Source organism: Cryobacterium sp. Y57, assembly GCF_002929505.1.
GTDB lineage: Bacteria > Actinomycetota > Actinomycetes > Actinomycetales > Microbacteriaceae > Cryobacterium.
In genome coordinates this window covers 108,551-121,303 of sequence record NZ_PJJL01000069.1, presented here as the reverse complement: position 1 = coordinate 121,303, position 12,753 = coordinate 108,551, and the positions used below count along the sequence as shown (strand labels likewise).

The following is a 12,753-nucleotide window of genomic DNA, read 5'->3' as shown; positions in this document are numbered from 1 at the left end:
ATCAGCCCGGCACTGTCTACGGGGTCGACCCGGCGGACGTTTTGGCAACGGTTTCGGTGGCAGGCTCGGTCGGGCCCTGATCCAGTCGGAACGGAGGGTATTCATCGCGCAGCAGCGCCGTGTACGTCACGACGCGAAACACCCAGCGATTGACCCCCAAGATAACGTCGAACAGCGGCCGCTGATACCGGCCGGTGAAGAGCAGGATAACCCCGGCGACCACGACGAGAATGCCGAGGAGCGATACTCCGTCGGTTCCGCCAGCACCCGCGCCGCCGTCGCCTCGCCAGGGGTGGGCCCCGGCCGCCCCGCCGCCGACGAGTACCGTGAGCAACACCAGGTGCGGAATGGCGAGCAGCCAACTCTTCACGAGCACGAGGCCCCGCGACAGTCGCTCGGGGTACTCGACGTCGAAGTCGGCGGGGTAGTCGGTGCGCGCGAGGGTGAACGGCGGGTACCGGTCGGTACCGAAGGCTGAATAGGCGTAGAACGACACGCGCCAGCTCCACCGCAGCACGCCCACGTTGAAATGAAAGATCGAACGCGGGTAACGACCGGTGAACAGAATCGCAAACGCCGCCACCACCGTCGTGACCAGGAACGCGAACCACAGGCCGGCGAGCACTACGAAGTGCGGAACGGCCAACAGCCATTTGATCAGCCACAGCCCGCGGGAGAGCACGGGGTCGAGGTGCCCGGTCAATACTGCCCGGTACACGGGTTTAATCGAGTCAGAAGGGACCAGAACGGATGCCTGCCGCGCGGTCGCCGCTCGGGCGACTCGCTGCGGGGTGACCGAGCCTGTCGCATCCACTCGGCCGAAGGCGGGCGGCTGCATTGGCGTGCCAGCATCACCGAAAGCGCCGGGTGCGCCGGGTGCGCCGGGCGTCGGCGTGAGCCTTCTCCCGAGGCCGACGGCACCGAACACGACGAGAAGAACACCGAGCAGAAAAAGGATGCCACCGCCCAGGACGAGCCCCATGCTGATCGGCCCCAGCAGATCGGTCTGGATGCCGGCTGCGAGGTTCACTGCGATTCCGGGCCTGGCGTCGGCATTCATTACCACGACCGACCAGTCGCCCGCGGCGGGTTTCCAGATGATCTCCTGAGGTCCCGAGCCCGCTGCAGATTCGGTCCAGAAAGTCTGGTCGGCGGGGGCGGGGGGCGTTTGAGTACCGGGAACGTCGAGGTAATCAACCCGAAACGGTGACGTCTGCACGTCACGCAGCTCGCTGTGGTTCACGTCGGCGAGGTACGCATCGACGTCGGCGCGTGGCGCAATGCCGATGAACACGTCTCGGTCGGTCGCGACATTGCTGGCTTGCAGGCGCAGCGTGGCCAGGTCGAATCCGACTCCGGTCGGCACGTCGAAGTCTCTGCCAATGTCAAAACTCGGCGATGTGATCGCAACCGAATCGGTCGTGAAAGTCTCGGCCTGCGACGTGAAGTATCCATCATTTCCCTGGGCCGCCGTGGCGACGGCGAGCGCCGTTCCCCCGGACAGCATGCCAGCACCGACCAGGCCCAGCACCGTGCCCAAAACGAGCATGATGATCGCACCCGGGCCTGTCCCTGACCCTACGCGTCCATGAAATGTGGGCGCTGAATCGGAAGGGGGCAGCGCGGGTCGGGTCGGAGGATTCAGGTTACTCATCGTCTGGCAGCCTTTCTGAAAACGTTTATGCCCAGGGAATGAACGTCCGAGTTCAGCATGCCCCACCTTCGCAGGCCTGACCAGTGACCAAAGACCCGACCATAGTCTGCTGTGCAGGCCGTCGGTGCTACCGTGCTGACATGCAGAGCGATCCAGTCGTCACCAACCCGCGGTTCTATCGGGTGATCTTTGAAAACGAGCGGGTCCGGGTGCTCGAATACCTCGACCGGCCCGGCGACGAAACAACGCCGCATCGGCACCCGGACAGCGTCATGTTCACTCTCACGGCCTTCACCCGGCGGCTGACCACCGATGGTCGATCCGTGGACCTCGAGCTGCCGGAGGGCGTGGCTCGGTGGCTCCCCGCCCAGGAGCATTCCGGTGCGAACATCGGAGAAACGGCCACGCACACCATTTTCGTGGAACTCAAGGAACCTGCCCCGGATCCGCTCGCTCCCGGCTCCTCCGAGCCCCTCGGCCCCGTGCCTGATTGAGCTGGTCAACTCCACTTGACAAGCCCTTGGTTGTCCGGCTGTCGCTCTGCGCTATATTGATGACATGTTATTAAATGATGCGTCATCTAAACATGTTGGGACAGTTCGACCGACAGTCGTGTGCGTGCCGTGCTTTTCGGGTGCGCCGTGGGACTTGACCGCGCTTCCCGGTCTCGCTGGTCTTCCAGCGCGCACAATGCGACTGCCAGAGGACGTTGCTGACGTTGAAAGTTACGCCACCGCCCTAGCTGAACAGGTTCACGGTCTTACGTCGTACGTTCTGGTGGGAGATTCGTTCGGCGCTATCATTAGCTTTGCCCTCGCCGCCCGGCAACCGGCAGGCCTTGTAGGACTTGTGCTTTCCGGAGGCTTCGCCGCAAACCCGCTCCCGAGGTGGAAGGGCGTCGCCGCGAAACTGTCGAGGTTCGCCAATGGCGCCGTCTACCGGCACGGCACGCTCCGTTTTCACGCCTTCCAGCTCGCTTCACGCTTCGACGCTGAGGCAGAAGTCCCGCATACTCAAAACGACTACCGAGACCTCTTTGTGCAGAACACTCCGCGATCGAGCTATACGGCGCGAGTGACGTCCATCACCCGCTTCAATATGATCAACGACCTGGCACGAGTCGTTGTACCAACGCTCGTGCTGACGCCGGCAGATGACCGACTGGTCGGCGCGGAAGCTGCGCGCCAACTGCTCGACGGCATCAGCGACTCGTCGGAGATTGTGTTGCCCCAAACGGGTCACATGTTCCGCTTCACTCATCCCACCCTGTATTCGAACGCCATCCGCACCTTCGTCGACAGCGTGCACCGGGTGGACGATTCAGCCGAATTCAGCGCATCATGAATGCATCATGAATGCATCCCAAGAGCTGCGATATCTTGTTCTCGCAGCCCAACGTGAAGGCAACCGAATCCTTCTCGGTCTACTTCGCCCCCTCGGTGTGTCACCATCCCAGGCTGAGGTGATTCGGGTGGTGGCTGATCACGGCCCTCTTTCCTTGGTCGACCTCGGAGTGTTGCTGGTTTGTGAGACCGGCAGCCCCAGCCGTCTGGTGGATGGTTTGGTGACCGCGAGCCTGCTCGAGCGGATACCAGCGCTCGACGACCGGCGCCGAGTGGTCCTCTCCCTGACGGATACCGGTCGGGAGAAAGAAGTCAGTATTCGGGGCGTCGAAGCCGTACTTCATAGCTTCATCGAGCAATCGATGACTGCTGTTGAGATTGAGAGCGTCAACACGTTACTTCGTAAGTTCGTCTCTGGCCGCCCGGCCGGAATCGCGGTGGACCGCCGCTCGTCAAGCTCTTCGGCGAGTTGAAGAGCGCTGTCCCTCGGTGGGTTCCCCTTGCGTGTGGTCCGACCGAAAGCACGTTGAGAATGAGCATCGGCAGTGAGGCTCGTTGCCAGGCAGCGGTACTCACTCTCGACTGACGAATATGGCAAGCGCCGGTTGGATGCTCGCGGCGCTCACTATCGCCACCCGCGGGCCTGAGGCGTTGGCCTTATGCATTTCGCGGGCATGGCGACCACCAACAGTGCCGACATTCGACAGTCGGCGGTGTCGCCTACGAGCCTTTCGAGCAGTTTCAGGTGCAACGTGGTCTGCACCACAAAGGACCAGTTCCGGATAATCGAATTTACTGACCTCAAGACGACGGTCGCGAAGCTCGGCCTGCTTCTGCGCCGCGTAGGGGGCATACCGCGTCCGTTCCTTCGGGCCAGCCTGGGAAGGCGTTCCTCGATGACCCACACCGGCGTGTGCTGGGACAACAGCATGGCTGAATCTTTTTTCTCGCTGCTCAAGAACGAGTGCGTCTACCGCACCACATGCGCGACGAAATCACACGCTCGCAGCGACGTCATCCGGTGTGTTGAACCGTTTACAACAGCCGACGCCGGCATTCCGCACTGGGTTATCGCCAGCCTAATGACGCCCATTATGGTCATCCACGGCCAGCACTGGCAGTGTCGGAGAATCCACAAATTCCACTGTTCGAAATGCCCGCAGCAACTCATACCGAAGCTGACGTTCGATCTGCACGACCGTCGTGGTCTGTGAATGTTCCGTTTCCGGGAGCGACGAAGATGCTCGCCGCCTCCCGGGAGCGGCTACACGAGGGACTCGCGCCAGGCGGCGTGCATGGTCGCGAAGCGGCCGGTTCCCGAGATGAGGTCTTTCGGCGTTCCGTCCTCCACGATGCGACCGTGTTCCATCACGAGCACCCGATCGGCGATTGCGACCGTCGACAGGCGGTGGGCGATGATCACGGCCGTGCGATCAGCGAGCAGGGTTTGCAACGCCTCCTGCACGAGCCGTTCGCTCGGGATATCGAGCGACGATGTAGCCTCATCGAGGATCAGCACCGCCGGGTTGGCGAGAAAAGCGCGCGCAAACGAGATCAATTGGCGTTGTCCGGCTGACACGCGCCCGCCACGCTTGTTCACGTCGGTGTCATAGCCATTCGGGAGATTCTCGATGAATTCGTGAGCACCGACGGCAGCCGCGGCGGCGCGAATTTGCTGCGCCGACGCATCCGGTTTGCCTATTGCGATGTTCTCGGCGACCGAACCGCTGAACAGGTAGGCCTCCTGGGTGACCATGACGATCGCGCGCCGCAGGTCTTTGGGATGCAGGTCGCGCAGGTCGACGTCGTCGAGCCGAACCCGGCCATCCGTCGGGTCGTAGAACCGGCTCATCAGCTTGGCGAGCGTCGATTTACCGGCTCCGGTCGACCCGACCAATGCGATGGTTTGCCCGGCCGGAATATCGAGGTCGAAGTGCGGCAGGATCTCCCGATCCGTCTGATAGGCGAACTGCACATTGTCGAACCGCACCCGACCATGAGCCTCCCAGAGGTCCACTGGGGCGACTGGATCGGGCACCCCAGGGCGCTCCTCGAGCACGCCGGAGATCTTCTCGAGCGCCGCAGCGGCCGACTGGTAGGAGTTGTAAAACATCGCCATCTCCTCCATCGGGTCGAAGAACCGGCGGGTGTAGAGCAGCGTCGCGAGCAGCGCGCCGATGGCGAGTTGGCCGTCAGCGACCCGAAAACCATTGACCAGCAACACGGCCGCGACCGTCACGTTGCCGATCAGCACGAGCCCAGGGTCGAACACCCCGAACAGTTGAATCACTCGCGCGTTGACCTCGCGATAGCTCTCGACGAGTTTGCCGAATACCGTCCCGTTGTGCTTCTCCGTGCGAAACGCCTTCACCGCGCGGATGCCGGTCATCGTCTCGACGAAACGCACTATCAGGCTCGCCGACGCGACCCGCGACTGCCGGAACAGACTCTGCGAGCGCACCTGGAACCAGCGCGTGAGAATGACGAGCGGCAGCACGGCGCCGAGCAGTACGAGTCCGCTAGTGCCATCGAACAGCACCAAGACGACCGCGGTGAACGACATATAGAGGATGCCCTGCACCAGCTGGTTGATGCCGGAATCGAGCAGTTCGCGAATGGCATCGAGGTCACTGGTCTGGCGCGAGATGATACGACCGGAGGTATACGACTCGTGAAATTCGAGGCTGAGCTTCTGCGTGTGCAGAAATACCCGCTTGCGCAGGTCGATCAGTACGCCCTGGCTGATGCGGGCCGACAGCACGGTGTACCAGGCGATCAGCAGCGCGCCCATCACCCCGGCCACGAGATAAACGCCGCCGGTCGCAGCCAGCGGCAGCCAGTCCTGCTCCAGCAGCGCGGGCAAGCCGCGGTCGATGCCGACGGCAATCAGCGCTGGACCGGAGACCTGGGCGGCAGTCGAGACGACCACCACGAGCATGGCGAGCACGACCTTGGCCCGCACCGGCAAGAGCAGCGAGCCGAGCAGCCGCAGCGAGCGAGCGCGAATCTGTTTGCTCTCGGCCTTGGTGAAGTTATGGCGTTCCTCGCCCTTGACGCCACTGACGGTCACAGCTTTTCCTCCGCTCGGTTCGATTCTCTGCGTTCTTCGTCTTCGAGGCTGGAGATGACGAAGGTGTAGTGCGCGCTGGTGCGCAATAGCTCGGAGTGCGTTCCGACGGCGGTGATGCGACCGTTTTCGAGCAGAGCCACGCGGTCGGCGAGCATGACCGTTGACGGTCGGTGCGCCACGATAAGCGCGGTGGTATCGACGAGCACCTCCCGCAGCGCGTTCTCCACCAGCGATTCCGTGTTCACATCGAGCGCCGACAGCGGATCGTCCAGAATGAGAACGGATGGCCGCGCCGCGACCGCGCGGGCAAGCGCCAGACGCTGCCGCTGCCCGCCGGACAAGCTCATTCCCTCTTCGCCGACGAGGGTGTCGACACCGAGGGGCAAATCGTGCACGAAATCAGCCTGCGCGATCTGTAGGGCCTGCGCGAGTGCGGCATCCGCTTCGGGACTACTGGCGGCCAGGTCGGCGCGGCCGAGTAGGACGTTGTCACGAACGGATGCCGAGAACAAGGTGGCGTCCTCAAATGCCATCGCGAGGTGGCTGCGCAGTTCCTCGCGGCGCAGCGCCCGCACGTCGACACCGTCGAGCGTCACGGCGCCCGCAGTCACGTCATACAGCCGGGTGGTGAGGGCCGTGAGTGTGGACTTGCCGCTTCCAGTGAGGCCGACGAGCGCCATGGTCTCCCCCGGTTCGAGAACGAGGTCGATGCCGTTGAGCAGGTCAGGAAGGCGCTCGGGCGAGTCCGGGTAGCGAAAGTGCACGTTATCGAACGAGAGTCGGCCGAGCGGTGCCGCCACGGTGGCCGGGTCCGTCGGGTCGGTGATCTCGTTCGGGGCGTCGAGAATGTCGAAGAAGCGGTCGGTCGCAGTGCGCGCGTCGAAGGTCATCGAGAGCAGGAACCCAATCGATTCCACGGGGAACCGCAGCACCGTGGCGGTGGCGAAGAAGGCCAGCAGCTCACCGCTGCTCAGGGCATCCTGACTGGTGAGCCAGACGCCGACCACGAGGCAGAGCGCGAATGCAACGTCGGGCACGAGTAGCAACCAGAGCCAGATGCCCGCAATGGCGCGGGCCTTCTCAATCTCGGTGCCGCGCAGGCTTTCCGCCTGCGAGGCGAAGTTCTTCAGCGCGAACGACCCGCGGCCGAACGCTTTGAGCACGCGAATTCCGTGCACGGACTCTTCGACGGCGGTTGCGAGGTCACCGGCCTGGTCTTGGCTGCGCCGGGTGATCACGGAGTACTTCTCTTCGAAGACATAGCCGTAGATCCAAATCGGAATCGAGCAGACCACGAAGATCACGCCCAGCAGCCAATGCATCCAGAGCAGAATGACGATGCCGACAACGATGGTGAGAAAGTTGACCACGAGCAGCAGGAGCCCGAATGACATCCAGCGGCGAATGAGGTTGAGGTCGCTCACGGCGCGCGAGAGCAGCTGCCCGCTCGGCCAGCGGTCGTGAAAACTCACCGGCAGGTCCTGCAGCCGGGCATAGAGGTGGTTGCGCATGCGGGCCTCGATGTGGGTGCCCGGGGTGAGTACGAACCAGCGGCGCAGGGCGATCATGATCGCCTCGAGAACACCGAGTCCGAGAACCATCCACACGGCCGGCCAGACCTGTACGGCGCTGTCGCCGTTCCCCACCGCGCTGAGCGGGCCATCGACGAGCCAGGCCAGCACCTGCGGTATGGCCAGGGCCACGAGACCGGCGAAAAGCGCCGCGGCCATGCCGCAGTAGATACGCGGCAGGGCCGGTTTGGCATAGGGATAGAGCCGTTGCAGGCTGCGAAAGGTGTTGCTGCGTGCTGGGGCGTCATTGCTGGGCGGCGGCGGCGCCTTCGGTGCGGTGGTGGTCATGGTCCAGTCCTATTGTGGTGCGGTCGCGCCTCGGGTTGCGCCGGGCAGCGGATGATTCTGGTCGCGGACAGCGTGCCGACAATGAGCTGGCAGTGCCGACGAGAACGTACTGCAGTGGTGAAGCACCCCGCGCGGCGGTACGGTGCGGCTGGGTTGGCTCATGGGCACATCTGCTGAGTGCTTGCCCTGACGAGCACGATGAAACTAGCCGGCGCAGGCCCCAACGGCGGTGGTGCGGGTCGTTGGGCGGGCGGGAGAAGAAACGCCACAAGAAGCGCCGTGGTTCGCAGCCGTTGCGAGCACTATCGGTGCTGTCTTGGTCATGTCTGCCTCCTGGGCGCCTCAAGTATGTCTGTCACATGCCCCCGAAACAGGCAGCCTTTCAGGATATTGGGAAGCGGGGGCAGAACACAAGTATTTTCTCAACCGGGAGCATCCGTTCTCGTGGCGGGCAGACCCGCGCCGAGCCCGGGCAACCCGGCATATCCCAGCATCGCGTCACGTAGTCTGGAGTCTGCGCCTCTCGTCGGCATGGCCATGCCCCGCGCTCGCTTGTTGGAAGGATTCTTCATGCTGCCCACCCTGTTCGGAATCGATTTTCTTGACTCTGAGTGGCTGATCCACTCGTTTGGATCGTTCGTGCTGCTGGGCGTCGCCGTTATCGTGTTCGTCGAGACCGGTTTCATCGTGTTGTCGTTCCTGCCGGGCGATTCGCTGTTGTTCACGGTCGGTCTGCTGACCGCGACCGGCGTCGTGCCGCTGCCTATCTGGGTGACCTGCCTGGTCGTGTTCGCGGCCGCATTCGCCGGTGACCAGCTCGCCTACGTCATCGGCCGAAAGGCTGGTCCCGCCGTGTTCTCGCGCGAGAAGAACCGGTTCTTCAACCCGAAGAATGTCGAGCGCACCAACGCCTTTTTCGCCAAGCACGGTGGTAAGTCCATCATCCTGGCCCGTTTTCTGCCGGTCTTCCGCGCCTTCGTACCGGTTGCTGCTGGCGTTGGCAAGATGCGTTACCGCAGCTTTGTGATTTACAACGCGATTGGCGCCTTCGCCTGGGGTGTCGGCCTCACCCTGGTTGGTTTCTTCCTCGGTCAGATCGCGTTTGTCGAGGCGTACTCCGAGTACTTCATCATCGGCATCATTCTGCTTTCCGGAATTCCGATCCTCACCGAGCTGGTCAAAGCCGGTCGCACCACGCTGAAGGAGCGTCGTGTGGCCGCCCGCGTTGTGCCCACCATCCCGGTCGACCTGCGCGAGTAAGCCTTACGTGACCGCGCATGCTCTCGGTGGCCACTACGGTAATCGTGCGTAGCGGCCACCGAGATGGGGCGCGCTAGCTGGCGGCGTTCAGGCGGGTCACGGCGAGCAGTTCGGCGGCCGCGAGGGTCGTGATCTCGTTCGCGCTGGCATCCGTGAAAATCTGCGTGAGCACGGACCCGATGGCCGCAACGCGCTCGGTGATCTTGGCGCGATCGGCGTTCGGTTCGCTCGCCAGGTCGAGGTAGACGACGCCGCCGGCGTTGACGACGAAATCGGGTGCCCAGAGAATGCCCCGCGCATCCAACTGGGCGGCGCCGGCCAAATTCTCAAGCTGGTTGTTGGCGGCGCCGCAGATGCCGAGCACGTTCAACTCCGCGATCACGGCGGATGTCAGCACACCACCGAGGCCGCACGGCACGAACAGATCGGCGTGTACCCGGTGCGCATCAGCGACCGGCACCCAACAGGCGCCGAGTTCGTCAGCGAGCGCGCGCTTGTCGGGGTTGATGTCGGTGACGGTGAGGGTGGCGCCGGCGGCAGCGGCGGCCATTGCGACGCGGCCACCAACCTGGCCCAGGCCCGAGATCACCAGGTGGCGGCCGCGCACCTCGCGGCTGCCGAACAGTGCCTCCAGGGTGGATTCGATGCTCGCGTATACGCCGGCCGCTGTGGCATCCGCTGGCTCGCCAACGCCGCCGCTCGCGGCAGGCAGCCCGCAGACGTGGTTGGTGCGTTCGGCCACGATCGCCATGAGCTCGGCGCTCGTTCCGACGTCTTCGGCCGTCATGTACGCGCCCTTCATGCTCTCAATGGCATCGCCGAGGTCGAGCATCGCCAGCCGCTTCTCGGCGTCTGTCAGCACCGTGCCGAGCGGCAGATAGATGACGCACTTCCCACCACCGCGGTTGAGGCCGGCGGCCGCATTTTTCAGGGTCATGGCTGCGGAAAGGCGCAGGGCGTCGGCGACCGCGTCGGTCCAGCTTGCGTACTGCCATAGGCGCACGCCGCCGAGGGCTTGGCCGAGACGGGTCGAGTGGATGGCCACCGTGATCATCAGCCCAGATCGTTTTCCGGTTTCGATCAGTACTTTTTCATGGGAAAGTGAAATCTGCGCGAGGGAATCGAGGGCTGCGGCAGGGTGCGTGAGGGTCATGGAAACTCCGTTGTTTCGGGCCTTGTGGGCCGGGTGCGGCGGCGCCGGTGTGTGGCACCGCCTCGATCAGGATAACCGGTGGGCGTGCGGACTACCCAAAAAGCACCCCCGATTCAACGTCGAAGGTGCTTTTTCTGGGTGGAAACCTAGTGGAAGAAGTGGCGCTCTCCCGTGAAGTACATCGAGATCCCCGCCGCGGTCGCTGCGGCGATGACCTCGGGGTCGCGCACCGATCCGCCGGGCTGCACGACGGCGGCGATGCCGGCGTCGAGCAGCACTTCGAGGCCGTCCGCGAAGGGGAAGAACGCATCCGACGCGGCGACCGAACCCGCGGCTCGTTCGCCGGCGCGGCTCACGGCGAGGTGACAGGAGTCGACCCGGTTGACCTGGCCCATACCTACCCCGACGGATGCCCCGGCGTGCGCGAGCAGAATAGCGTTCGACTTCACGGAGCGGCAGGACTTCCAGGCGAATTCCAGATCGGCGCGGGTGGCGGCATCCACTTCGGGACCGGCTACGAGAGTCCAACCGTTTGAGCTGAAGTCTTCGAAGCTGTCGGTCTCCTGCACGAGCAGGCCGCCGGAGATCTGGTGCAGTTCGAGCGAAGAACGCTCATAGTCGGCGGGCAACTCAAGCAAGCGGATGTTCTTCTTCTTGGTGAGCAGTTCCACCGCTGACGGTTCAAAGCCGGGGGCGACGAGCACTTCGGTGAAGATCTCGCTGATGGTTTCGGCCATTCCCAAAGTGACGACGCGGTTTGCAGCGATCACGCCACCGAACGCCGAGGTGGGGTCGCAGGCGTGCGCGCGCAGGTGGGCGGATGCGATGGGATCCGGTGCATTGGGCTTGGCGATGGCGATGCCACAGGGGTTGGCGTGCTTGACGATCGCAACGGCCGGCTCGCTGAAGTCGAAGGCTGCGCGCACCGCGGCATCCGCATCGACGTAGTTGTTGTACGACATTTCTTTGCCGTGCAGTTGCCGGGCTTGTGCGATGCCGCGGCCGCCGTCCCCGACGTAGAGCGCGGCTGCCTGGTGCGAGTTCTCGCCGTAGCGCAAGATCGCGTCGCGAGTGACCTCGATGCCGAGCCCCTCGGGGAACGGCGACTCGTCGTCGTCATCGTCATCATCGTCGTCGTCATCAAAGGTGGCGTCTTCATCGAGCGCCTCCGTGTCGTCCTGCCACTGGTCGTAGATGTTCTCGGTGAACCAGGCCGAGACGCTCAGGTCGTAGTCGGCGGTGTGCTCGAAGGCGAGCGAGGCGAGCTTCTGACGCAGCTTGAGCGTTGAGCCACCCGCGGCCATAGCTTCGATGATCTCACCGTAGTTGACCGGGTCGACGACGATGGCCACGTTGGCATGGTTTTTAGCGGATGCCCGCACGAGCGCCGGTCCGCCGATGTCGATCTGCTCGATCACGTCGGCCGGTTCGGCGCCGCTCAGGGCGGTTTCGACGAAGGGGTACAGGTTGACGACGACAAGCTGGAAGGCCTTGATACCGAGCTCGGCCAGCTGCACTTCGTGCGCTTCGAGGCGCAGGTCGGCGAGGATGCCGGCGTGCACCCCGGGGTGCAGGGTCTTGACCCGGCCGTCGAGCGATTCCGGAAAGCCCGTCACCGAAAAAACGTCTGTGACGTCGTAGCCGGCGGCGCGAATGGTGGCCGCGGTGGAGCCGGTGGAAACAATTTCGACGCCTCCGGTTGTCAGTGCAGCGGCGAGCTCGAGCAGTCCGGTCTTGTCGCTAACGGAGATGAGCGCACGCTCGATCACGATCTGGTCCCGGTTACGGTACGAGCTGGGCGCGCTGGTGTGAGCGGTCATGCGTTGCTGTTCTCCTTGAGGTTCATGTGTCCGTTGGCGATGTCGAGCACAGCCTGGATGAGTAGGCGCCTCTCGACGATCTTGATGCGATTCTGCAGGGAAGCTTCGGTGTCACCGGTCAGAACGTCGACGCGCTCCTGAACCAGGATGGGGCCCGCGTCGACACCGTTGTCGACCACGATGATGCTCGCTCCGGTTCGAACCGCGCCAGCGGCCAGGGCGTCGCGCACGGCGTGCGCCCCCGGAAACTCAGGCAAGAACGCGGGATGGGTGTTGATCAGGTTCGGCGACAGGGCGGCGACCACGCGCGGCGGCAGCAGCCGCATCAGGCCGCTGAGCACAACCAGGTCGGGCTGCCACTGCTGAATCTGCGCGAGCAGTTCGTCGCCCCAGGCCGCCCGGTCAGCGAAAGAGGAGAACGGAACGGAGAAGGCGGGGACACCGAATTCGACGCCGAGCTCAAGCCCGTCAGCATCGCGATCAGCTCCGATCGCCACGATTCGTGCCGGAAACTCGGCGTCTTCTGACGCTTCCAGCAGGGCCCGCAGGTTGGATCCTCCGCCGGAGATCAGCACGACAATAGACAGCACGATC

General features: G+C 63.9%; 10 protein-coding genes and 1 pseudogene. 5 read left to right on the top strand and 6 right to left on the bottom strand.

Going from position 1 to position 12,753, the window contains the following annotated elements; genetic code table 11:
• Positions 1 to 16: 16 nt before the first annotated feature.
• Entirely contained in the window at positions 17 to 1,549 is a 1,533-nt protein-coding gene (locus CXY72_RS12075; RefSeq protein WP_233197796.1) for a DUF4389 domain-containing protein, read from the bottom strand.
• A 245-nt stretch (positions 1,550 to 1,794) separates the two neighbouring features.
• Here CXY72_RS12075 and CXY72_RS12070 point away from each other — a divergent pair, with 245 nt between their 5' ends.
• The 4 genes and pseudogenes from CXY72_RS12070 to CXY72_RS20140 form a co-directional block, all read left to right on the top strand.
• A complete protein-coding gene (locus CXY72_RS12070) occupies positions 1,795 to 2,148 on the top strand; it encodes a cupin domain-containing protein (protein WP_104127923.1) in 354 nt (117 codons plus the stop codon).
• A gap of 64 nt (positions 2,149 to 2,212) precedes the next feature.
• The gene (locus CXY72_RS12065) at positions 2,213 to 2,998 is read left to right on the top strand and encodes an alpha/beta fold hydrolase (RefSeq protein WP_104127922.1); all 786 of its coding nucleotides are present in this window, start codon (positions 2,213 to 2,215) and stop codon (positions 2,996 to 2,998) included.
• Positions 2,999 to 3,005: 7 nt separating this feature from the next.
• Positions 3,006 to 3,470 (top strand): MarR family winged helix-turn-helix transcriptional regulator, encoded by a 465-nt coding sequence (locus CXY72_RS12060; RefSeq protein ID WP_104127921.1) that lies wholly within the window; start codon positions 3,006 to 3,008, stop codon positions 3,468 to 3,470.
• Positions 3,471 to 3,863: 393 nt separating this feature from the next.
• Positions 3,864 to 4,117 (top strand): annotated as a pseudogene (locus CXY72_RS20140) (integrase core domain-containing protein); the annotation flags it as partial.
• A 144-nt stretch (positions 4,118 to 4,261) separates the two neighbouring features.
• Here CXY72_RS20140 and CXY72_RS12050 read toward each other — a convergent pair.
• Positions 4,262 to 6,067, bottom strand: coding sequence for an ABC transporter ATP-binding protein (locus CXY72_RS12050; RefSeq protein WP_104127919.1), 1,806 nt, complete (start codon positions 6,065 to 6,067; stop codon positions 4,262 to 4,264).
• Positions 6,064 to 7,926, bottom strand: coding sequence for an ABC transporter ATP-binding protein (locus CXY72_RS12045; protein ID WP_104127918.1), 1,863 nt, complete (start codon positions 7,924 to 7,926; stop codon positions 6,064 to 6,066). The genes CXY72_RS12050 and CXY72_RS12045 overlap by 4 nt, the downstream gene beginning before the upstream one ends.
• Positions 7,927 to 8,370: 444 nt before the next feature.
• On the opposite strand from CXY72_RS12045, the gene CXY72_RS12040 reads away from it, so the two are divergent.
• Positions 8,371 to 9,186, top strand: a complete 816-nt coding sequence (locus CXY72_RS12040; RefSeq protein WP_233197795.1) for a DedA family protein — start codon at positions 8,371 to 8,373, stop codon at positions 9,184 to 9,186.
• A gap of 73 nt (positions 9,187 to 9,259) precedes the next feature.
• On the opposite strand, the gene CXY72_RS12035 is transcribed toward CXY72_RS12040, so the two are convergent.
• The 3 genes from CXY72_RS12035 to purN all read right to left on the bottom strand — a co-directional run bounded on the left by CXY72_RS12035 (position 9,260) and on the right by purN (position 12,749).
• Positions 9,260 to 10,339, bottom strand: coding sequence for a Glu/Leu/Phe/Val dehydrogenase family protein (locus CXY72_RS12035; RefSeq protein WP_104127917.1), 1,080 nt, complete (start codon positions 10,337 to 10,339; stop codon positions 9,260 to 9,262).
• Between the two features lie 146 nt (positions 10,340 to 10,485).
• Positions 10,486 to 12,159: a bifunctional phosphoribosylaminoimidazolecarboxamide formyltransferase/IMP cyclohydrolase gene (purH, locus tag CXY72_RS12030; RefSeq protein ID WP_104127916.1), complete on the bottom strand. Its 1,674-nt coding sequence runs from the start codon at positions 12,157 to 12,159 to the stop codon at positions 10,486 to 10,488.
• Complete coding sequence (purN, locus tag CXY72_RS12025; protein ID WP_104127915.1) at positions 12,156 to 12,749, bottom strand: phosphoribosylglycinamide formyltransferase; 594 nt, start codon at positions 12,747 to 12,749, stop codon at positions 12,156 to 12,158. The genes purH and purN overlap by 4 nt, the downstream gene beginning before the upstream one ends.
• Positions 12,750 to 12,753: the final 4 nt, after the last annotated feature.

Coding starts and splice junctions, on each gene's coding strand:
- CXY72_RS12065 (WP_104127922.1), top strand. CDS start 2,213: ATGTTATTAAATGATGCGTCATCTAAACATGTTGGGACAGTTCGACCG.
- CXY72_RS12045 (WP_104127918.1), bottom strand. CDS start 7,926: ATGACCACCACCGCACCGAAGGCGCCGCCGCCGCCCAGCAATGACGCC.
- CXY72_RS12035 (WP_104127917.1), bottom strand. CDS start 10,339: ATGACCCTCACGCACCCTGCCGCAGCCCTCGATTCCCTCGCGCAGATT.
- CXY72_RS12070 (WP_104127923.1), top strand. CDS start 1,795: ATGCAGAGCGATCCAGTCGTCACCAACCCGCGGTTCTATCGGGTGATC.
- purH (WP_104127916.1), bottom strand. CDS start 12,159: ATGACCGCTCACACCAGCGCGCCCAGCTCGTACCGTAACCGGGACCAG.
- CXY72_RS12060 (WP_104127921.1), top strand. CDS start 3,006: ATGAATGCATCCCAAGAGCTGCGATATCTTGTTCTCGCAGCCCAACGT.
- CXY72_RS12075 (WP_233197796.1), bottom strand. CDS start 1,549: ATGCTCGTTTTGGGCACGGTGCTGGGCCTGGTCGGTGCTGGCATGCTG.